Source organism: Pseudomonas sp. Y39-6 (assembly GCF_023651955.1).
In the GTDB taxonomy this organism is placed as follows: Bacteria; Pseudomonadota; Gammaproteobacteria; order Pseudomonadales; family Pseudomonadaceae; genus Aquipseudomonas; species Aquipseudomonas veronii.
Window position 1 is genome coordinate 4,084,550 of sequence record NZ_CP069594.1, and the last position, 19,520, is coordinate 4,104,069.

Sequence of the window (19,520 nt, forward strand, 5' to 3'; positions counted from 1 at the left end):
GGGTTGCTCCTTCAAGCGTTGGGATTTATCTGCACTACGGGAATCTGTTCGGGCGCCGCCTTGTTGCGCTTCTTGCGTTTGTTGATCAGCGGCGGGCATTTGTTTTCGTTGTGCCAGGTCATCTGGCAGTCGAGGCAGTAGTGGCATTCGTTGGCGTTGATATGGCCGTCCGGGTGGATCGCCTGGATCTCGCATTCCTTCGCGCACAGCTGGCACGGGCTACCGCATTCCTGGCGCCGCTTGAGCCAGTCGAACAGGCGGAACTTGCTGGGGATCGCCAGGGCGGCGCCGAGGGGACAGAGGTAGCGGCAGTAGACTTTGCGGGTGAACAGGTTGATCACCAGCAACGCCACGGCGTAGAGCACGAACCACCACTGGCGGTCGAACTTGAGCGTGATGGCGGTCTTGAACGGTTCCACTTCGGCAAAGCGTTCGGCGGTGGCCATGGATTCCAGGGAGAGGCCGAACAGCACCAGCAGGATCAGGTACTTGATCGCCCAAAGCCGTTCATGCACCGCGAAGGGCAATTCGAACTGGCGGATCTTCAGGCGGCGCGCGGCCTCGTTGAGCAGTTCCTGCAAGGCCCCGAACGGGCACAGCCAGCCGCAGAACACCCCGCGCCCCCACAGCAGGATGCTGGCGGCGGTGAAGACCCAGAGCATGAAGATCAGCGGGTCGGTGAGGAACAGTTCCCAGCGGAAGTCCTGGACCAGCGCATGCACGAAGGTCAGCACATTGACCACCGACAACTGCCCCAGCGCATACCAGCCGATGAACCCCACGGTAAACACCAGGTAGCCGCGGCGCAGCCAGTGCAGCAGGCGCGGGCGCCGGGCCAGGCTGTCCTGCAGGAACAGGATCGCGGTAAGCAGCAGCAGCGCGACGCCGAGCACCATGACCTGCACCTGTTTCTGGTACCAGATGCTCAACCACAGTGGGCGGCTGGCCTCATCCAGCGCGGCTTGTTCGGCGGCGGTGGGCAGCGGCCGTTCCAGGTACTGTTCGGGCATCTGGTAAGGCAGTTCGAAGCTGCTGAACGTGCCGCTGACCGGGCCGGTCTGGCGCCGCACCAGCAGTTCCAGGGTCCAGGGCGAGCCGGGGTCGAAGCCGGCCTGCGGGCGCACGATGAATACCGACATCTCGTCGAAGGCCGGGATGCCCTCGGCGTAGACATCGTCGACGCGCTGGTGGTCGAGGTCGCGGAAACTGATCACGTTGCCGAACTGGCGCAACTGCACCCGGTCGAAAATCCCGCCGCGCACATAACCCGAACCCTTGAACGAAAACAGCCCACGGCCGAGCACGGCGATGGCCTGTTCGCCGGGTTTGAGCCCCTGCATCAGGTTGCGGTAGTGCTCTTCGCCCAACAGGTTGCGGCCGATGCTCGGCGGGTTGATGTCGGCCACATAGAGGTCGATGAAGGTCTCATCCGCGGCCTCGGCGCCTTCGGCGGCGGTGTCCTTGAAGGCCGCGTCGACCTGGCCCCGGGTCAAATGCAGGCGGCGGATCGCGCCGTTGCCGGTCAATTGTGCCCAGGTGGCGGGGTCAAACCGGTCGGTGCGGATCAGCGCGACTTTCTGCGCGGTCGCGGCCTTGCCGTCGATCAGCTTGAGCCACACCGCCACGTCATGGGCCGCCCGCATCACCACTTCATTGACCACCATCGCGGTCACGGTCGCGCCAGCAATCGCGTCCACCGTCACCGCCTTCGGATCGCTGGAACGCCCGACCACCACGCGCTGGCGCACATCGACGCCGGAATAGTGCGCGGTGAATTCGTGCAGTTTGATCTCGGGAATACCGATCAACAGGATCGGCTCGTGGTGTTCCAGCACGTAGGCATCGCGGATCACCCCGGCGGCGTCGAGGATCACCAGGGTGTTGATCGGCTTGCCCGAATACGCCGGGATCGCCACCACATCCAGGCTCTGAAACACGTAGCCAATGGGCTTGCCGGCAGTCGAAATGGTCCGCACCTTGAACGGACCGTCTGGCGCGGAGACCGCATCCTGGGCGGGGAAAGCGCGTTCGATACGCTGCTGTTCGATGTCGCCGTAAGGCCGGGCCTGGGCGGTGAAGCTGGTGATGAGCAACACCACCAGCAGCGTCAGCCAGTGGCGTGTCAAGCGCGCGGAGCGAGTCATGGAGTCCCTTGAGGCGTCGGGCTGAAGAGGGCCCCGATAGTGGGGCGACGATGGCAAGTGGCCCTTGATCGAAATCAAGTCGAGTCCGATGAGGGTGCGGCGCATACGCACGGCTGGCGCGTTGTCGCACCTCTTACTTGAGCTTCAGGCGCCGCGCCAGCTTGTGCAGGTTGCTCGCGTCCACGCCAAGCAAGCGCGCGGCACTCGCCCAATTGCCGGCGCAGTGTTCCAGGGCGTGGCGAATGTTCCAGCGCTGGCACTCGTCCACCGCCACCGCCAAGGGTTGGAAGGCCTCGATCGATGACGCGGGCATGGCTCGTTCCACCGCGACGGCGGCCGTGTCCAGGCCCAGGGCGTGCGGTTCCAGGCGGATCACCGAACTGCGCGGTTCGCCACGACTGAGCTGCTTCAACGCGGCGCGACTGATCACATGCTCCAGCTCACGCACATTGCCCGGCCAGGCGTACTCGAGCAGCGCCTGTTGCGCCGTCGGCGACAGTTGCAGGTCATGCAAGCCCAGGCGCTCGCGGCTGAGCTCAGCGAAATGCCGCGCCAGCAGCAACACATCCTCGCCACGCTCGCGCAACGCCGGGATCGGCAGCGGGTACACCGACAGCCGGTGATACAGGTCGGCGCGAAACAGGCCGTCACGCACGCGGTCGGGCAGGTGGCGATTGGTGGCGGCGATGATGCGGACATCCACATGCAATGGCCGATCGGCGCCCAGGCGCTGGATCTCGCCATTCTCCAGGGTACGCAGCAGCTTGGCCTGGATGCTCAAGGGCAATTCGCCGACCTCATCGAGGAACAAGGTGCCGCCGTTGGCCGCATCGAACCGCCCGGCGCGGTCGTGGGTGGCGCCGGAGAAGGCGCCCTTGACGTGACCGAACAGCTCGCTTTCGGCCAACGCCTCCGGCAGCGCCGCACAGTTGACCTGCACCAGAGGCTTGTTGCCGCGTTGCGACAGACGATGCAGGCGCCGCGCGAACAGCTCTTTGCCGACCCCGGTTTCGCCGAGCAACAACACCGGCAACTGCGTTTCGGCCAGCAGCGCCAGCTCGTCGAGCAACTCCTGCAACACCGCGCTCTGGCCGAGGATGCCGTCGAGCGGCGCGGTCATTTCGACCCTCCTGGGGTTCAGAGCACCCTGGAAGCGTGTGGTCATGATTACCTTACTCCGGGATAAATCGTTACTTTTCAATGCGTTAAAATTGGCACGCTGCCTGCAATCACTGGTTCATACCCGTATTGCCGATGAGGAAAGCCCGATGACCGTGAGCGACTGGAACACCCAAACCCAGGACCACTTGATCGACCATCTGCTGGCGCGCTACCACGCACGTCATCGCGAGCAATTGCCGGAACTGGTCCGCATGGCGAGCCGCGTCGAACAGGTCCACGGTCAGCACCTGCAATGCCCCAACGGCCTGGCCGACCTGCTGCTCGACATGCAGCAGGAACTGGAGAGCCATATGCTCAAGGAGGAACAGGTATTGTTCCCGATGCTGCAAATGGGTATGGGGCCGCAGGCGTCGACGCCGATCCAGGTGATGCGCTACGAGCACGACCAACACGCCGAGGCCCTGGAGCAGCTGTTGAGCCTGACGAACCAGATCACCCCGCCGGCCGACGCCTGTAATACCTGGCGCAGCCTGTACCGCGAGCTGAGCGCCTTTCATGCCGACCTGCGCGAACACATCCGCCTGGAGAACGACATATTGTTTGCCCGGGCCGCGCCCAGCCTCGCCGCGGCCCGCGCATAGCGCACTTTCACAAGCGTTCACTGCGACGATCGTGCAGCGTTGCCTGTGCGCTGCCCTTGTCGTAGATCAAGTACGGCCGACGCCAACAGGATTAACCTTGGGTATCCCTTCCCGATATTCCCCGAGGTCAAGATGGTGCTCCATCGTGTTCATCACCAGATCCTGCGCAGCCACCACTTGTTCGAACCCCTGGACGAGGCGCAGTTGAACGAGCTGATGAGCAGCAGCCAATTGCTCAGTGTCGACAAAGGCGAACCGCTGTTCCGCCAGGGCGAACCGGCCGATGCGTTCTACTTCGTGATCGCCGGCGCGGTGAAAATCTACCGCCTCACCCCGGACGGCCAGGAGAAGGTGTTCGAGGTGATTGGCGAACGGCAGACCTTCGCCGAAGCCATGATGCTGATGGATACGCCCAACTACGTGGCGTGCGCCGAAGCGGTGTGCCCCACGCAGTTGTACCGGCTGTCCAATGCCACCTACATGCGTTTGCTGCAGAGCAACAGCCGCCTGACCTTCGCCCTGCTCGGCAAGTTGTGCGTGCGCCTGCACCAGCGGGTCAACGAGATCGAAACCCTGTCGCTGAAAAACGCCACCCACCGCGTGGTGCGCTACCTGCTCACGCAACTGGTGCGCTTGCAAAGCACTACCGACTGCAGCTTCGAGCTGCCGATGGCCAAGCAACTGATTGCCGGGCACCTGTCGATCCAGCCGGAGACGTTTTCGCGGATTATCCGACGCTTGATCGACGAGAAAATCATCACCCAGGACGGCCGGCAGATCGCAATTCTCGACCGCCCGCGCCTGGAGCAATTCGAGTGAAAACCTGCCTGGTCTGCCAGCACGGCAATGCCGTGGAGCGCGACCTGTGCGAGCATTGCGCCACACCGCTGCCCGAGGCCCACGCCAGCACCCAGGCGCGCCGACTGAAGCGTTTCCAGTGGTTCTGCCTGGGCCTGACGCTGTTCTGCGTGGTGATGTTCTTCTGGTTGCCCAGGGACTTTTACTGAGTCTCGGTCAACTGCCGATACAGCTGCGGCAGGCGTTGCGGTAATTGTTCCGGGCGATGGATCAGGGTGAAACCATGGGCGCCGAACATGTACGGCAGATAGTCGCCGGCCTGTTTGTCGATGGTGATGCAGAACGGAATCAAGCCCTGGCGCCGCGCTTCGACCACCGCCTGGCGCGTGTCCTCCACGCCGTAACGTCCCTCATACAGGTCCAGGTCATTGGGCTTGCCGTCGGTGATCAACAACAGCAACTTACGCCGCTGCGGGCAGGCGCCCAGCAACTGGGTAGCCTGACGGATAGCCGCGCCCATGCGCGTGTAGTAGCCCGGCTTGAGGCCCTGGATCGCGCCGCGCGTGCGGTCGTCATAGGCTTGCTGGAACGTTTTGAGCACCTGCAAGCGCACCTGGTGCCGCCGCAGTGAAGAAAACCCATACAACGCAAAGCGATCCCCTGCCCCGGCCAGGCTTTCACCAAACAGCAGCAGGCTGTCGCGTATCACATCGATGACCTTTTGCTCATCGTTGACATGGGCATCGGTGGACATCGACAGATCGGCCAGCAACAGGCACGCCAGGTCGCGGTGGGTGTGGCGTTGTTCAAGGAACAGCCCGCGTTCGGCGCAGGCGCCCTGCTGGCGCTGCACATGAAAATCCAGCCAGGCCTGCAGGTCGACCTCTGACCCCTGGGGCTGCTGGCGCTGCCATTGGCGGTCGGTGCGCAGGCTCTGGAATTGCCGGCGCAAGCGCTGGGCCTGGGCCTGCAACCGCGCGGGCAAGGGTTGCGGGGCGTCGCAACGCGGCTGCATCAATTGCAGGTTGACGAAGCCTTCCTGCAAGCACTGCCGGCGATAGTCCCACTCGGGCAACTTGATGCCGTCGCCCAAGGGGATGTCGTCGACATCGGCGGGCGGCAGATCCAGGTGCAGCTTGAGCCCGCCGCTCTTGCGCACGCGCTGGCGCGACAGGCTCAACTGGTCGAGGTCTTCGGCGACGCGGGCAGCGTCCGGGTCCTGGCTATCGTCGGACCAGCGATCGAGGTCGACGTGTTCGCTCCAACTGAACAGGTTTTCCAGGCGCACCACCAGCAGGCCGCCATCGCGACTCGCGTCGTCAACGCGGGTGGCACGCTTGGGCCCGCCTTGCTGCTCGCCGGGCGGGGCTGAGAGGTCGTCGCCCTCCTCTTCCAGGTCGGTATTTTGCGCGGTGTCCAACTGCAGCGCCGGGTACAGCCATAACGGCAACGGCCAGGCGGCCCGTGAACTGCGCGGCAAGTGACGCACGCTGCCGGGTTCGCGCAGGGCCTTGCGCAAGGCCCGCTCCAGGGCGGCTTCGTCGGGTTTGAGGCTGGCGGGGTCGGGGCGCAGTTGCAGGTGCGCCTCCACCAGGCGTTGGTAGCGCGGCAGCATCGCCGGGTAGCGCTGCAACAGCAGCCAGGTCCAGCGTTGGTTGTCGCGCGCCCAGTGGCTCATCGGCCCGGCGTGGGCCGCGAGCAGCGCCAGCCAGCGGTACAACTCGTGATTCAGCGCCGCGTCGGGAAACACCGCCAGGCGTGCCGGCAAGCGCAAGCGGTTACCGTCGCAGGACGCCAGGGGGGCTTGCTTGCAGGTGCCGGCGATACGCATCAACAGGTTGCGGCGCAGCAACAGGTCGCGCTCGCAGGCCGCCTCCAACGCCATCCCGCCAGCGCCGCCCAGGGCGCGGAACAACAGGGCCAGGCTGCGCTGATGGTCCGTCAGCGCGACCTGCGCCTCGGGGAAATCGACATTGGCACGGCGGGTGATGAAGCGGTGCCAGACGCTGCCGACCCACTCTTCCAATTCCAGGGTAAAGGCCATGAGCCGTGCTCCAAACGTAAAACGGCCCGCTGTACCAGCCGGGCCGCCCTCTTAGGGATTGACGATCAATACACAATCGGCGCCGGCGCACCGGCGACGGCTTGGCGTTGGCGGAAGCTGTACAGGTAGCAGAGCAGCCCCAGCAGGAACACCACGCCACTGGCCAACCGGGCCCAGAACAAGACGGTCAAATGCTCGACCGTGGCCATGAACGGCAAGGCCACACCGTCCGCCGGCCAGCGCTGCAACCACACCTGCACCACACCGGCTGCGGTGAGGAGCAAGGTGATCATCACCATCGACAGCACCATCAGCCAGAAGCCCCAGATTTCAATGGTCTGCGAACGCGCATCGGGCGCTTCGCCGAGGCCGCGCAAGCGTGGCATGGCGTAGCTGATCAGGGTCATCACGATCATCGCGTAGGCCCCGAAGAACGCCAGGTGACCGTGGGCCGCCGTGAGCTGGGTACCGTGGGTGTAGAAGTTGACCGGTGCCAGCGTATGCAGGAAGCCCCAGACCCCGGCGCCGAAGAACGCTGTCACCGTGGTGCCCTTGGCCCACAAGGTCGCCGCGCGGTTCGGGTGCTGGCGCCGCCGACGCTTGACCATGGTGAAGGCGAACATCACCATCGCCAGGAACGGCAGCGGCTCCAGGGCCGAGAAGATCGAGCCGACCCACAGCCACACCTCGGGTGCGCCGATCCAGAAGAAGTGGTGCCCAGTGCCGATGATCCCGGTGATCAAAGCCATGGCGATGATCACGTACAGCCATTTCTCCACCACTTCACGGTCGACGCCGGTGACCTTGATCAGCACGAACGCCAGCATCGAGCCCATGATCAGTTCCCACACGCCTTCTACCCAAAGATGCACCACCCACCACCAGTAGAACTTGTCACGTGCGAGGTTACCGGGGTTGTAGAAGGAGAACAGGAAGAACACCGCGAGGCCGATCAGGCCGGTCATCATCACCATGCTGACCGTGGTTTTGCGGCCCTTGAGCAGGGTCATGCCGATGTTGTAGAGAAAGCCCAGGCACACCACCACGATGCCCATTTTGGTAATGGTCGGTTGCTCGAGGAACTCGCGGCCCATGGTCGGCAGCAGTTCGTTATGGGTCAGCTTGGCCAGTGCCGCATAGGGCACCAACAGGTAACCGAGGATGGTCAACACCCCGGCTGCGGCAAACACCCAGAACAGCACGATCGCCAGTTTGGGGCTGTGCAGTTCGCGGTCGGCCTCCTCGGGTATCAGGTAATAGGCGGCGCCCATGAAGCCGAACAACAGCCAGACGATCAACAGGTTGGTATGGACCATCCGCGCCACGTTGAAGGGGATCAACGGGAACAGAAAGTCGCCCACCACGTATTGCAGGCCCATGATCAGGCCAAACAGCACCTGGCCGACGAACAGGATCAAGGCAAACACAAAGTAGGGTTTGGCCACGGCCTGGGATTGGAATTTCAGATAGGGATTGGCGCTGCGCATGGCTCAGCCCTCCTTGTTGGGTGGCCAGTTATTGGTATCGATCTTCGAGCTCCATTTGAGGAACTCGGCCATATCGTCCACCTCCTGGTCGCTGAGGTTGAATTGCGGCATGGCGCGACGCCCCGGCACCCCAAGGGGCTGCATTTTCATCCAGGCGTGCAGGAACGGCTTGAACCCTTCGTCACCCCCACGACGCTTGAACACATTGCCCAGCTCCGGCGCAAAGTACGCGCCTTCGCCCAACAGGGTGTGGCAACCGACGCAGTTATTACGCTCCCAGACGCTCTTGCCGCGGATCACCGATTCAGTGAGCTGGTCGACATTGCTACGGGCGGGAAAGGTTTGTTCGGTGTGGTAGGTCAAGGCCAGGAAAATCAGGAAGAAGAACACGCTTCCTCCGAAATAGATGTTCCTGGCCATGCCCTTGGTGAAGGTCTCTGACATGGTCGCTTCCTCATGGCTTGGCGGGGGTCATGATAGGAAGGTGGAGGGTGAAAACCGCTTGATGGCGATCAAGAATTGTTGATCGGGGTGGTCGGGTATTCTTGGGGGGATTGAGTAGCAGTCGGTTTGGCTCCGTGTGATTCAGGGTGTGGCGAAGAAACTAAGCGTGCTCTTTAGCGTTGCCCAGTGAGCCGCTTCGGCGGGCCCGAGGGGTTGGGTCTTGACGTAACTCAACGCGATCAGGCGGCGTGTGCCCGGTAGTTGCAGCGCCAACTGGTACTGGTAAAAGCTGTCGCTGCCTTTGTTGAAACTGTTCTGCACTTCATAGGCATCGACATCCAGTGCGGCCCCCACCTTTATGGCTTGCACTGGCGAGTAACGAAGGTACTTCTCCTGTTGTTCGAGCGTCTTGAGCTGCGCTTCGAAGTTACTTTGCAACGTTTCGCCGTCCGCCAGCGGGCTACGGCTGACGACCAGCGTGGTGCCCAGGTGGGCGAACTTGAGAATATTGATCGAGGCGTCCTGTACGACTGCATCGGGCAAGGTGAATTGGGCTTCATTGATCAAGTAGTTCATGGTGCAAGCATCTCGTTATTGGCCGGCGCCCGGTTTGTCCGCAAATGTTGATTCGACGGCGTTATGGATAGTGGCTCGCACACCCTGCTGACCGGGTGATGTGCCCTTGTCACTGCCCTGGTTGATATCCAGTTTGCCTTTGGTCTGGATCTTGCCGCTGCCGGAGGAAAACAGATTGAACGAGCCACAGGTCAGGTTGATGGCTCCGTCTGCCGTGAGCTCAATCACACTGTCGCCGCACACCAGGCGAATACTGTCTCCAGCTTCGATGGTATAGCGCGTGGCGGCGCTGTCAGACTTGGCGCCGCCCACCAGCAGGGTGTCGTTGTTGCGTACTACGCGCAGGCGATTAGCGCCAATCGTCACCGTCTCGTTGTGCCCGATGCGCTTGTTGCGGTCATGCCCCACCGAGTGGCTTTCGTCCACTTCGACGACGATGTCCTGATTGCGCTCGGCATGGATATACACCTGTTCCGACCCCTTCTTGTCCTCCATGCGGATTTCATTGAAGTTGGCTGGCGTGCCGCCCTTGCTCGAACGACTTTTTATGCCGCTCTGGGTCGCGTTCTCCGGCAAATCGTAGGGCACCGTCTGCTCCGCGTTGTACACCCGCCCAGTAATAATCGGCCGGTCCGGGTCGCCTTCCAGAAAGCTCACAATCACCTCCTGGCCGATCCGTGGGATCTGCATCGAGCCCCAGTTCTTGCCGGCCCAGGATTGCGATACGCGTATCCAGCACGAGCTGTTTTCGTTGGACTGGTCGTGGCGGTCCCAGTAGAAATGCACTTTCACGCGGCCGTACTGGTCGGTCCAGATTTCCTCGCCTTTGGGGCCGACCACCAGCGCGGTCTGCGGGCCTTTGACGATCGGGCGATAGGTGTTGGCCAGCGGGCGGAAGCTTTGTTGGGCGTCGATGCAGGTCAGGCTGCTGTCGAACTGCGCCGAGTTGGAGCCGCCGCCGCTTTCCAGGCTTTCCTGAACGATGTAATAGCGGCAGCCGACGATCAGGTATTCGCGGTTCTGGTCCTGGCGGCTGAAGCCGGTGAGGCTGAACAGATTGCCGGAACCGAGGCCGCGGGCGTTGCCGTTGAATTCGATTTGTTCATGCAGGGTTTGCAGGGCTTCGATGCGGGTGCGCGCGTAGTGTTCGCCGTCCGCGCTTTGCACGTAGGTGCCGGGGTAGTCGTACAGCGGGTAGTCGCCGGCGGCGTGCGGGCGCGGCATCGCCGAGCGCACGTCGATGCTCGCGCTGGGGCGCTGGAAGTCGTAGTCGTTGAGCTCCAGCGAGCCCGGCTGCACTTGCTGCGCCAGGTGCCAGTTGTACAGGTGGTCGCGTTCGCGTTGCTGCTCGTCCTTGGGGTAGTACGGAATCGACGCGTAGCCCGGCACCGTGGTGTGAGCACCGTAGGCATCGGCCAGCACCAGTACGTGGCGGTCCTGTTCATGTCGGAAGAAGTAGTAGATGCCTTCCTGTTCCATCAAGCGGCTGACGAAATCGAAGCTGGTCTCGCGGTACTGCACGCAGTATTCCCACTCGCGATACGACCGGCTCAGGGCGTCTTCAAAGTCGGAAAAGCCGAGGTCGCGGAACACCTGCTTGATGATCTGCGGGATGCTCAGGTTCTGGAAAATCCGGCAGTCCGACGTGCGGCTCAGCAGCCACAGCCACGGGCGCAGCGTCACCTGGTAGCTGGCGAACTGGCCCTGGTCGATGCTCTGGCTGCACTGCGCGACGATGCCGTGAAAGTGCCGCTCGCCGCCGTCCGCCAATTGCACGCCGACGCTCATCGGCTTGCCTAGCAACTGGTTGAGGTCGATGTTGGCGTCCAGGGAGGTCAGTTGCAGCTCATAGGCGAACAGCCGACCCAACTCTTCGCCGCCACCCATTTGATTGAGCAACAGCACGTCCGGCCCGAGGGGGCTGGTGATTTTGGCCAGGCGTGAGGTTTGGTTGAATAGCATCGGTTAACCCGTAAATTGCGTAATAGCTGAAGAAACCGGCTGCAAATGTGGGAGGGGGCTTGCCCCCGATAGCAGTGTGTCAGTTGATGCATCTGGTGACTGATTCACCGCCATCGGGGGCAAGCCCCCTCCCACATTTAAACCGCATTCCAACAGTCGTTATTCGGTGTCGCTGAAGTCGTAGTGCAATTCATTATCCCGGCTACTGATCCGCACACCCGCCAGCGCCTTGCCTTCGAGCATGCGCGTGAGGAATTCATGCAATTCAGAACCGTCTTATTTATGCCTTTTTGCACTAGCTTAAGTGGCCGAAAAATAAACAGACTAAATAACAAATAGACCTATCCCGTCTTACGCGCCTGGGCGATAAGCGCTGAGTGATAGTCTTAGTCATTAGGCATAAGAACCTCACTAATATCAGCGCCTCTTAATTTTAATGATTTTATTGCGCTCTTTATTTCAAGTGCGGTTTCGATGCCGAGAATAATGGCCGGGCTTTTTTCTTTCCCGCTACCGAAGCCAATACTTGTGAAAAACATTCCATATTCTAGACGCTTCCCAGTTTCTTGATAGAAACTCGGGATGGGAACCACACAGTCAAAATATTGACCACACGTACTACAGAGATTTTCCAACTGTTGAGCACTGTATTTGATGATTTTTTGAGGCCGCATCATGAATAGCTGATTTTTTTCATTGACTAATGAAAATCCAACACTCAATTTTAAATTTTCGATGTATTCCTTGAAACGTAGCGACGCGATGAAGCGCCCATCATAAGTTGCACCAATATCAGCCTTGTTTGGCGTTTTCAGTTCTCTAGGCAGATAGCTTTGATCAATGCAGCAACCACAGGTTTTGCAAAAAATACTATCAGGTGCTCCATCAAAAAAGTACGCGTGATTATCTATAGCGCTTAAGTTGTAGGCAATGGTTAAGAACTGAGTCACTACTTTAGCCCCTGGTGTTGTGTGAAGAAGTCAAAAATAGCATCTTTGTATTATGCACCTTTCCTTTTGTCGGAAAAATTTAACCCATCCATCAAGTCAATGTGGTCGATTGTGGTAAACTTCCCCACATCCGAATCATAAAACCTAAACATATTAAAATGCAGCCCCGTCTCCCGATCCAGATACTGCTCCTGAAACCGCAATTTCTGTTCTTCAATGTAATATGGCTCACGCACTTCCTCCAACGTATTGCCCCACACTCGATAAGTCGCCCGCCAGATGTCGTGGCCGTCGACCTCGGTCAGTTGTTCACGCAGCCCGTTGAGATCGGTGGGTAGTAGCGGACTTTCTACAGCGCCCCACTACCGTCGATGCGAGCCAGGAGGACATGGCCTTCGTCTTCGTAAATATTGAGGCTGGTCTGGGTGTGCTTGTGTTACCTTTAAACTAAATATCGATAAAAAAGCTCGACCTCATGCGGATCTTCAAGCGATTTTAACGCCGCCTTGTAGTGCTCCTCAACTCTCTGCTTGAGCCCCTCAGTAGCGAGTAAGTATAGAGCAGGGTACACGGTATTGGAGCGAATCCATTCATTTGAATCTACTTCATCAAACCACTTGAGTGCTAACTCAACGCTGGTCAGTAACTGCTCTTTCCAGCCCGGCTTTTCATCCGGAGTTTCGAATGAATATAGCCATATCGAAAACCTCTCATTGAAGTGCTGAAGTGATTCGCTGGATTCCTTCAGTATCCGCCAATCGGTCAGTTCGGCGACAACCTGATTGGATGTGCGAGTTTTTATAGATTTCTCTATAATTGATTTTGACCAACTTTCCGGATACTCGAACTTGTCATCTCTCAGTGCCTTTTCAAGGACTGTATTCACATGCACCATCAGTGTCGGATCGAGAAGCTGCAGCGTCAAGTGGAGAGAAAACCATCCTTTTTGCTTGGAAAGCCCCATTGAGTAGCGCCTGATTCGACCCTTACTGTCGGTTTTTTCAAAAAAACGGTCTTTTTTTTGCGTGAACCCATGGTTTTCAAACGTCTCAGCTATACCTGAGGTCAGTAATTTCAACATATTCTCGACACTTCCAATCATTACGGCAGCCTCCATAGTGGCACCCTAGCCTCACTCACAGTAACACCTGTTGCTTTTTTCCCGGAATGCCCAAATACCCCCTGCCCATTAGTGATGACTTTATCTTTTGCAAGCTGGGCTTTAGAGCGTATTGCACGGCCTGATTTAACTTCGACAGAAATGATTTTTTGTGTTTTGTTATTTCTTATTAAAATATCTACGTAGCGGCCCCGCCCTGCGCCTGGCGTTCTTACATAAACCTGCCTACCGAGCACGGTAACATTAGGGTTTTTCATGAGCCTCTGATAAACCAGGTTCTCCGCTGCTAAACCATTGACCTTATTCTGCCGTCGCTGTGCAGCGGAGCATGCCCAACCCAATGGGTCTATCCATCCCGAAGGATTAGGAGCGTATTGATAAAGGTTGAACCCACCCATCAAGTCAATAGGGTCGGTTGTTGTAAAGCGACCCACATCCGGATCATAAAACCTAAACGTATTAAAATGCAGCCCAGTCTCCCGATCCAGATACTGCCCCTGAAACCGCAAATTCTGCTCTTCAATGAAGTAAGGCTCCCGCACCTCCTCCAGCGTGTTGCCCCACACCCGATAAGTCGCTCGCCAGACGTCATGGCCGTCGGCCTCGGTGAGTTGCTCCGGCAAGCCGTTCAGGTCGTTGTGGTAATACCGCACGCGTTGGTATTCACCTTCACCGTCGACCCTGGCGAGTGGCTCATAACTGTCGCCATCGTAGAGATAAAGGCTGGTCTGGCTATGACGATGTTCCTGCAATAAACGCAGTCCATCCCAGTCGAAACGGCTTTCTCCCAGGCAAACGCCATTCTTGTCGTGTTCAGTTTTACCGATGCGCCGCCCCAGCGGGTCATAGACCATCCTGACCACGCCGCCGTTTTCATTACGCACTTCAACCAACCGGCTTTCGGCGTCGTAGGCAAAGCGCTGCAAACCACGCACAGCGCTGCGCTTTTCAACCATTCGCCCAAACGCGTCGTAGGTATAGCGCTTGTCTTGATACGTCAGCAGCCGGTTATGCCGTACCAGGCCGCCTTGTTGTGGCCCGTCGAGCAGGTTGGCCGCCGCATCGTAGGCATAGGTTTCGATCCGGCCTATCTGTTGGCTGACGAGGATACGTCCACTACTGTCGTAGGCCAGGTGCTCTTGGCGGTCGGTACGGCGGCGTCCGATCAGGTTGTCGCTGGCGTCGTAGCTGTAATGGGTTTCGACCAGGGGCGGCAACTGCCACGGCTGTTCGATGCTGCGACGCTGGCGTGAGCGGACCCGGCCACTGCGGTCATAGTCGGTATTTGTTCTGAGTTGACCCTGAGTGCGTTGCAGTTCGCGGTGCAGGCGGTCGCGTTCGAAGTCGCTGATGACGTGGCCGTCGAGATTCAGCTGATGCAGATGACCGCTGCCGTAGTACAGGCGATTGAGCCAGCGTCCGTCAGGCAAGTGGGTTTGAGTCAGGTTGCCCAATTCGTCGTAATGGTGTTGCAGACACCCCGCCGAGCTGTGTTCTTCAAGCAGTTGCCCCAGCGCGTCATAGCTAAAGCCAAGTGCTTGCTCGCGACCGTCGAGAGCGGTGAAGGTGACCGCGACCAGTTGGTCGTTCAGGTCGTGCTTATAAACGGTGGTGCCGTCGGCGGTGACTTTGCTGACCAGGCGCCCGAGCGGGTCGCGTTGGAACTGGTGTGTCAGCGCGTCTACCGGCTCGCCTTCCCTTCCCGGCAGGTAACCGACGGCGACGACGTTATCCAGCGGGTCATAGGTATAGCAGCGCCGACTGTGGTCGAGGTCTTGTTGCTGCACCAGGCGATCGGCCGCGTCCCACTCAAAGCGATAGCTTTCGCCATTTTCATTGGTCAGTTTCAGCAGTCGCCCGTAGGCGTCGTGATCGAAGGTGACGCAGCGGTTGTGCGCGTCCCAGCGCTGTTTGACCTGGCCGCGCCGGTCGTAGGCATAGCGGGACGTGTTGCCGGCGGGGTCGACATAGCCCGTCAGATAACCACTGGCGTTGCGCTGGAAATGCTCAAGGCGCCCGTCCGAAAGTCGGCATTCCAGCAACAACCCTTGCGGGCTGTACTGATAGCGCACCGACTCACCTTCAGCATTGGTGTGCACCAGCACATTGCCGAACGCATCGTACTGGTAGCCGGTGGCGTGGCCCGAGCAATCCACTTCCTCGATCAGTTGGCTCCACTCGTCCCAGTGCAGCTTCCGGATTTTGTCGGTGGCATCGATGATCTGCACCGGCTGGCCGAAATCGTCGTAGACATAGCGGGTGCGGTTGCCCAGCGGATCGATCTCTTCGATGCAGTTGCCATGCCGGTCGTAGCGGTAATGCCAACGGTTACCCGCCGGGTCGGTTTCCACTTCGGGCAATGCCCAATGCGCCAGCCACTGTGTGTTGCTGATCCTGGCCAGTGGATCGGTCACTGCGCTCAGGTTGCCGGATTCGTCGTAACTGAAGCGCCATTGGCCGTTTTGCGGATCAATCGCGCCGAGCAATTGGCGATCTTCACTCCATTCGAACTGCCAGGCATGGCCCAGGTTATCGACGTAGCGGGTGATCTGGTACTGCGGGTTCCAATAGCGGGTGCTGACCCGTTTCAGGCCATCGGTGACACGCGTAATACCGGCATCGAGGTCGTAGTCGAAGGTGAATTCATCGCCGGCATCGGTCCAATGCCGGCTGACGCGCCATTCCTCGCCATGCGGGCCAGGCACTGCGTGCCATTGGTAGAAGCAACGCAAGCCACTCGGCAGTTGGTGTTCGACCATGCGCCGCGCGCGGTCGTAAGCAAAACGTCGTTGGCTCGTGCCTTGTGCGTCGAGGACTTCGGCCAGGTCGCCGTGGGTGTCGTAGCGATAGCTGACCAGCACGTCGCTGCGCCCAGCAAAATGTTGCCGATGCAGGTAACGGCGCTCGATATGGCTCACGCGCCGCGGATGCTCGACGGTGTAGCTCACGTCGACATGCATCAGCGCATGGCTGTCGCGCAGGCGACACAGGCGCCCCTGGACGTCGTAATCCAGAAAGATGCGCCCTTCGTTACGATCACCCAGCAAATGCAGGCGCATCCGCAAGGAGTTCAGAGGGTCGGGCTCGAAGAGCCGATACAGGCCGTCGATACTTTCGATCAGGATGGCGCCGTCGGCGCTGCGCCTGACCGCAAGGCCTTCGCCGGGGCTGAAGGCGCCGCCTGACAACGGGATGTAGCCGATGTCTACGCGGCGCCCCTGTTCGTCGATGTAGGTGAGGTGTTCATCTTGATCGATCTCGACGGCGACCTCATAGGCAACGCTCCAGCCGGCGCCGAAAAGGCCTTCGTGGCGTTGATCGAGGCTGCTGTAGAAGCGCTGCCAGTCGATGGGGAGCAGGCCTGGCAGGACGAAGTCCAGTTCTTCTTCGGCGCCGAGGATTTTGGCCCCGGTCGGGCTATGCACCGGGTTGGGCGAACCGTTGACCGCGCTGTTGAGTGCCGAGGTGAGCTTGCCGGTTCCATACGCCACGGCCCCGCCCGCCAGCGCGCCGCCGGCCAGGCACGGCAATTTGCTCCAAAAGCCTTTCACATTGCCGCGTAGCGCAAGCAGCGCGGCAATCGCCAAGCCGACGCCCGGTGTCTTGCCACTGCGAATTTCGCGCACCACGACGGGGTCGCCACCGATACGCACATCGGCAGAAATCAGCCCCTCGACGCTGCCGATCTTGGCGTCACACGTGCTGCGGTCACCGCTGCGTGCGGCCGGTTGCCCGTTGATGAAGACCGAACTGGAACCCTCGGCAATAAATTGCTCGGGCATGGGCGGGTGCTTGGTGCAGGCGACCGTGTCCAGCGGACACGGCACGGTACCGGCAGCGGATGTGGCGACCGTCGGGCGCCACAGTTGTGAGAAAAATCCCTGTGCGATGTCCAGAAAACGGGGGGCCGGTGGCTCACTGGGCGCGATCGGCACAGCCATCATCTGTCCGGCGGCCCGGGCCGCTGGTTTGCCATTGATGAAAACGTCGTTTGAGCCGCTGGTGATAAAGGCCTCGATCACCGGCGGAAAAACCCAGTTGGCGGCGGTTTCGCACCAACTGGAGATCTTCACGTCAGCCCCCGAGAGCCCGGCGCTGATCCCCACCACCGCGCCGACCGCCAGTCCCAGGGCGACACATCCAACGCCACCTGTGGCAATGGTCACGCCGGTCGCTGCGGCAATCAGCGCGCCAGCGGCCAGGCAGCCCACGGACGTGATGGCGGCATAGGCGGCGACTTCCAGCACACCGCCGAGAACATCGGCCATCATTGAGGTGTGCAGCAGCGCGTCGCCTTCGCGGGCGGCCCAAAACGCGTCAGTCATGACCAGCAATCCCTGCCTGAAAAGGCCGGAATCAAATCACGCGACTAACGTGTTGCTCAGGTGAGACTTTCCGAGGGAGGCGTAAGATTTTTCCCAAAGCAGGCGGAGCGGAGGTGCCTGCGATGCAGACATCTCAGTCCATCAGGTCCACCCAGGCGATGCCATCGCAGGCAAGCCAGCTCCCACTGGTGACCGGGCCCGGCTTCCAGGATCAGGTCGGCTATAAGGCCGCCTCGCTTTGGCTTTTGATCTTGGGCGCCCCGAGCCTAGACAAGCCCCACCACCAACACCAGAACCACCGGCCAGCCCAGCACCAAAGCGCGCCAAAACCTGGGAGCATGCCGCAACTCCATGAACCCATCGGCAATCAGCCACGCCTTGACCACCGCCAGCAGCAAAACCGCCAGCCACAGCCCGGAGCCGCCAGCGAGCACGGTGCCGACGCTGAGCACGACCAACGTGGCCCAACACACGATCAGCCCTTGGGAAATGGACATCGGTACCTCATCCAATCACGTAAACCAACGGAAACAGCACCACCCACACCAGGTCCACCATGTGCCAATACAGCACCCCCGACTCCAGCCCGCCGACCGACAGCCCGCCGCGCCAGCAGCCCAGCGCCAGCCACGCGAGAATCACCATGCCCAGCAGCACATGCAGGAAATGGAACCCGGTCAGTAGCCAGTACAAGGTAAAAAACGTGCTGTGCTCCAGGCCCAACCCGGCAGCGCCGAGGTGGGCGTACTCGGTGAGTTTGATCGCCACGTAGACCAGCGCCACCAACAGCGCCGCGACGAACAAGCCGGCGCCGCGCCGCCAGCGCTGCAATCGCACCTGCTGCAATGCCAACGCCGCGAGCAGCCCGGCGGTCAACAGGCTCAAGGTCATCGCCAGCCCGGTGGAGGTGTCCAGTTGCGCGCGCCCTTCGGCAAACACCTCGGGCTTGAGCACCTGGGTCACGGCGAACGCGAGGATCAGAATCGCGAACACCGACAACTCGGCAAGGATGAAAAACCACATCGCCAGGTCGCCCGGCAGGCGGCGCGGTTCAGGCAAAGTACACATCGACCACGTCCATCAAGGCGGTCACGGTGTGCGGGTCGTCCGTCAGCGCCTCGGCCAGGCATGCCAGGCAGGCTTCACGAATGGGCATGCCGGCGGCGATCAGGCGCGCGGTGAAAATCAGCAGACGCGTGGAGGCCACTTCTTCCAGGTCGTGTTGATCGAGGCGACGCAAGGCCTGGCCGAGGCGCACCACCTGGGTCGCCAGGGCAAGGTCCACCTGGGCCTCGCGCGCCACGATGCGCGCTTCGCCCTCGACGGCCGGGTAATCGAAGCGCATCGCGACGAAACGCTGGCGGGTGCTGGGTTTCATGCCCTTGAGCAGGTTCTGGTAACCGGGGTTATAAGACACCACCAGCATGAACGACGGCGGCGCCTTGACCACTTCGCCGGTGCGCTCCAGGTACAACTCGCGGCGGTCGTCGGCCACCGGGTGCAGCACCACGGCGGTGTCCTGGCGCGCCTCGACCACTTCGTCCAGGTAGCAGATGCCGCCTTCGCGCACGGCACGGGTCAGCGGGCCGTCCTGCCACCAGGTGCCCTCGGCGCCGATCAGGTGACGGCCGATCAGGTCGGCGGCACTCAGGTCGTCGTGGCAGGCCACGGTGTACAGCGGCAAGTTCAGACGATGCGCCATGTGCTGCACGAAACGGGTCTTGCCGCAGCCCGTGGGGCCCTTGATCAGCACCGGCATGCGGTGGCGCCAGGCGTGTTCGAACAGCAGGTGTTCATTGTCCAGGGGTTGGTAGAAGGGCTCAGTCATGACAGGCATCCACAGCGGGTTTGATGGCCACGCTAAGGGCCCCTGCGACAACCTGGCAAGCACCGCCCGAGACAAACTT

At 60.6% G+C, this 19,520-nt stretch carries 14 protein-coding genes and 4 pseudogenes; 3 read left to right on the top strand and 15 right to left on the bottom strand.

The features are described 5' to 3' along the window. Positions 1 to 11: 11 nt before the first annotated feature. Both nosR and JN756_RS18365 read right to left on the bottom strand, forming a co-directional pair. Positions 12 to 2,144, bottom strand: a complete 2,133-nt coding sequence (nosR, locus tag JN756_RS18360; RefSeq protein ID WP_201021159.1) for a transcriptional regulator NosR — start codon at positions 2,142 to 2,144, stop codon at positions 12 to 14. 133 nt (positions 2,145 to 2,277) lie between these two features. After that, positions 2,278 to 3,243: pseudogene (locus tag JN756_RS18365) on the bottom strand (sigma 54-interacting transcriptional regulator); the annotation flags it as partial. A 208-nt stretch (positions 3,244 to 3,451) separates the two neighbouring features. Between JN756_RS18365 and JN756_RS18370 the strand changes: the two are divergent. The 3 genes and pseudogenes from JN756_RS18370 to JN756_RS18380 form a co-directional block, all read left to right on the top strand. Next, a pseudogene (locus JN756_RS18370) lies at positions 3,452 to 3,907 on the top strand (hemerythrin domain-containing protein); the annotation flags it as partial. 132 nt (positions 3,908 to 4,039) lie between these two features. Beyond that, the gene (locus JN756_RS18375; RefSeq protein ID WP_017849338.1) at positions 4,040 to 4,726 is read left to right on the top strand and encodes a Crp/Fnr family transcriptional regulator; all 687 of its coding nucleotides are present in this window, start codon (positions 4,040 to 4,042) and stop codon (positions 4,724 to 4,726) included. Continuing rightward, a complete protein-coding gene (locus tag JN756_RS18380; RefSeq protein WP_057006111.1) occupies positions 4,723 to 4,914 on the top strand; it encodes a hypothetical protein in 192 nt (63 codons plus the stop codon). Before JN756_RS18375 ends, JN756_RS18380 begins: the two co-directional genes overlap by 4 nt. On the opposite strand, the gene JN756_RS18385 is transcribed toward JN756_RS18380, so the two are convergent. The 13 genes and pseudogenes from JN756_RS18385 to JN756_RS18440 form a co-directional block, all read right to left on the bottom strand. Then, positions 4,908 to 6,749, bottom strand: a complete 1,842-nt coding sequence (locus JN756_RS18385) for a nitric oxide reductase activation protein NorD (RefSeq protein ID WP_017849340.1) — start codon at positions 6,747 to 6,749, stop codon at positions 4,908 to 4,910. The genes JN756_RS18380 and JN756_RS18385 overlap by 7 nt on opposite strands. A 65-nt stretch (positions 6,750 to 6,814) precedes the next feature. Beyond that, a complete protein-coding gene (locus JN756_RS18390) occupies positions 6,815 to 8,236 on the bottom strand; it encodes a cbb3-type cytochrome c oxidase subunit I (RefSeq protein ID WP_128191884.1) in 1,422 nt (473 codons plus the stop codon). A gap of 3 nt (positions 8,237 to 8,239) precedes the next feature. After that, entirely contained in the window at positions 8,240 to 8,680 is a 441-nt protein-coding gene (locus JN756_RS18395) for a c-type cytochrome (RefSeq protein ID WP_017849342.1), read from the bottom strand. 141 nt (positions 8,681 to 8,821) lie between these two features. Then, positions 8,822 to 9,256, bottom strand: a complete 435-nt coding sequence (locus JN756_RS18400; protein ID WP_201021160.1) for a DcrB-related protein — start codon at positions 9,254 to 9,256, stop codon at positions 8,822 to 8,824. Between the two features lie 15 nt (positions 9,257 to 9,271). Next, entirely contained in the window at positions 9,272 to 11,218 is a 1,947-nt protein-coding gene (locus JN756_RS18405; protein WP_250690789.1) for a type VI secretion system Vgr family protein, read from the bottom strand. Between the two features lie 159 nt (positions 11,219 to 11,377). Then, a pseudogene (locus tag JN756_RS32450) lies at positions 11,378 to 11,476 on the bottom strand (hypothetical protein); the annotation flags it as partial. 128 nt (positions 11,477 to 11,604) lie between these two features. After that, positions 11,605 to 12,168, bottom strand: coding sequence for a hypothetical protein (locus JN756_RS18410; protein ID WP_132849944.1), 564 nt, complete (start codon positions 12,166 to 12,168; stop codon positions 11,605 to 11,607). Positions 12,169 to 12,245: 77 nt separating this feature from the next. Further along, positions 12,246 to 12,604: pseudogene (locus JN756_RS18415) on the bottom strand (RHS repeat-associated core domain-containing protein); the annotation flags it as partial. Between the two features lie 6 nt (positions 12,605 to 12,610). After that, positions 12,611 to 13,285: a hypothetical protein gene (locus JN756_RS18420; RefSeq protein WP_201021161.1), complete on the bottom strand. Its 675-nt coding sequence runs from the start codon at positions 13,283 to 13,285 to the stop codon at positions 12,611 to 12,613. Beyond that, a complete protein-coding gene (locus JN756_RS18425; protein WP_250690790.1) occupies positions 13,270 to 17,613 on the bottom strand; it encodes an RHS repeat-associated core domain-containing protein in 4,344 nt (1,447 codons plus the stop codon). The genes JN756_RS18420 and JN756_RS18425 overlap by 16 nt, the downstream gene beginning before the upstream one ends. 266 nt (positions 17,614 to 17,879) lie before the next feature. After that, positions 17,880 to 18,110, bottom strand: coding sequence for a cytochrome C oxidase subunit IV family protein (locus JN756_RS18430; protein WP_057004353.1), 231 nt, complete (start codon positions 18,108 to 18,110; stop codon positions 17,880 to 17,882). Positions 18,111 to 18,117: 7 nt separating this feature from the next. Further along, positions 18,118 to 18,681, bottom strand: a complete 564-nt coding sequence (locus JN756_RS18435; RefSeq protein ID WP_017849347.1) for a cytochrome c oxidase subunit 3 — start codon at positions 18,679 to 18,681, stop codon at positions 18,118 to 18,120. Continuing rightward, positions 18,665 to 19,441, bottom strand: coding sequence for a CbbQ/NirQ/NorQ/GpvN family protein (locus JN756_RS18440; protein ID WP_017849348.1), 777 nt, complete (start codon positions 19,439 to 19,441; stop codon positions 18,665 to 18,667). Before JN756_RS18440 ends, JN756_RS18435 begins: the two co-directional genes overlap by 17 nt. Positions 19,442 to 19,520 lie beyond the last annotated feature (79 nt).

What these genes read in the sequence shown, in the direction of transcription:
- JN756_RS18440 (WP_017849348.1), bottom strand. Translation starts at nt 19,441, where the DNA reads ATGACTGAGCCCTTCTACCAACCCCTGGACAATGAACACCTGCTGTTC.
- nosR (WP_201021159.1), bottom strand. Translation starts at nt 2,144, where the DNA reads ATGACTCGCTCCGCGCGCTTGACACGCCACTGGCTGACGCTGCTGGTG.
- JN756_RS18395 (WP_017849342.1), bottom strand. Translation starts at nt 8,680, where the DNA reads ATGTCAGAGACCTTCACCAAGGGCATGGCCAGGAACATCTATTTCGGA.
- JN756_RS18400 (WP_201021160.1), bottom strand. Translation starts at nt 9,256, where the DNA reads ATGAACTACTTGATCAATGAAGCCCAATTCACCTTGCCCGATGCAGTC.
- JN756_RS18385 (WP_017849340.1), bottom strand. Translation starts at nt 6,749, where the DNA reads ATGGCCTTTACCCTGGAATTGGAAGAGTGGGTCGGCAGCGTCTGGCAC.
- JN756_RS18405 (WP_250690789.1), bottom strand. Translation starts at nt 11,218, where the DNA reads ATGCTATTCAACCAAACCTCACGCCTGGCCAAAATCACCAGCCCCCTC.
- JN756_RS18390 (WP_128191884.1), bottom strand. Translation starts at nt 8,236, where the DNA reads ATGCGCAGCGCCAATCCCTATCTGAAATTCCAATCCCAGGCCGTGGCC.
- JN756_RS18420 (WP_201021161.1), bottom strand. Translation starts at nt 13,285, where the DNA reads ATGGAGGCTGCCGTAATGATTGGAAGTGTCGAGAATATGTTGAAATTA.
- JN756_RS18425 (WP_250690790.1), bottom strand. Translation starts at nt 17,613, where the DNA reads ATGACTGACGCGTTTTGGGCCGCCCGCGAAGGCGACGCGCTGCTGCAC.
- JN756_RS18375 (WP_017849338.1), top strand. Translation starts at nt 4,040, where the DNA reads ATGGTGCTCCATCGTGTTCATCACCAGATCCTGCGCAGCCACCACTTG.
- JN756_RS18435 (WP_017849347.1), bottom strand. Translation starts at nt 18,681, where the DNA reads ATGTGTACTTTGCCTGAACCGCGCCGCCTGCCGGGCGACCTGGCGATG.
- JN756_RS18430 (WP_057004353.1), bottom strand. Translation starts at nt 18,110, where the DNA reads ATGTCCATTTCCCAAGGGCTGATCGTGTGTTGGGCCACGTTGGTCGTG.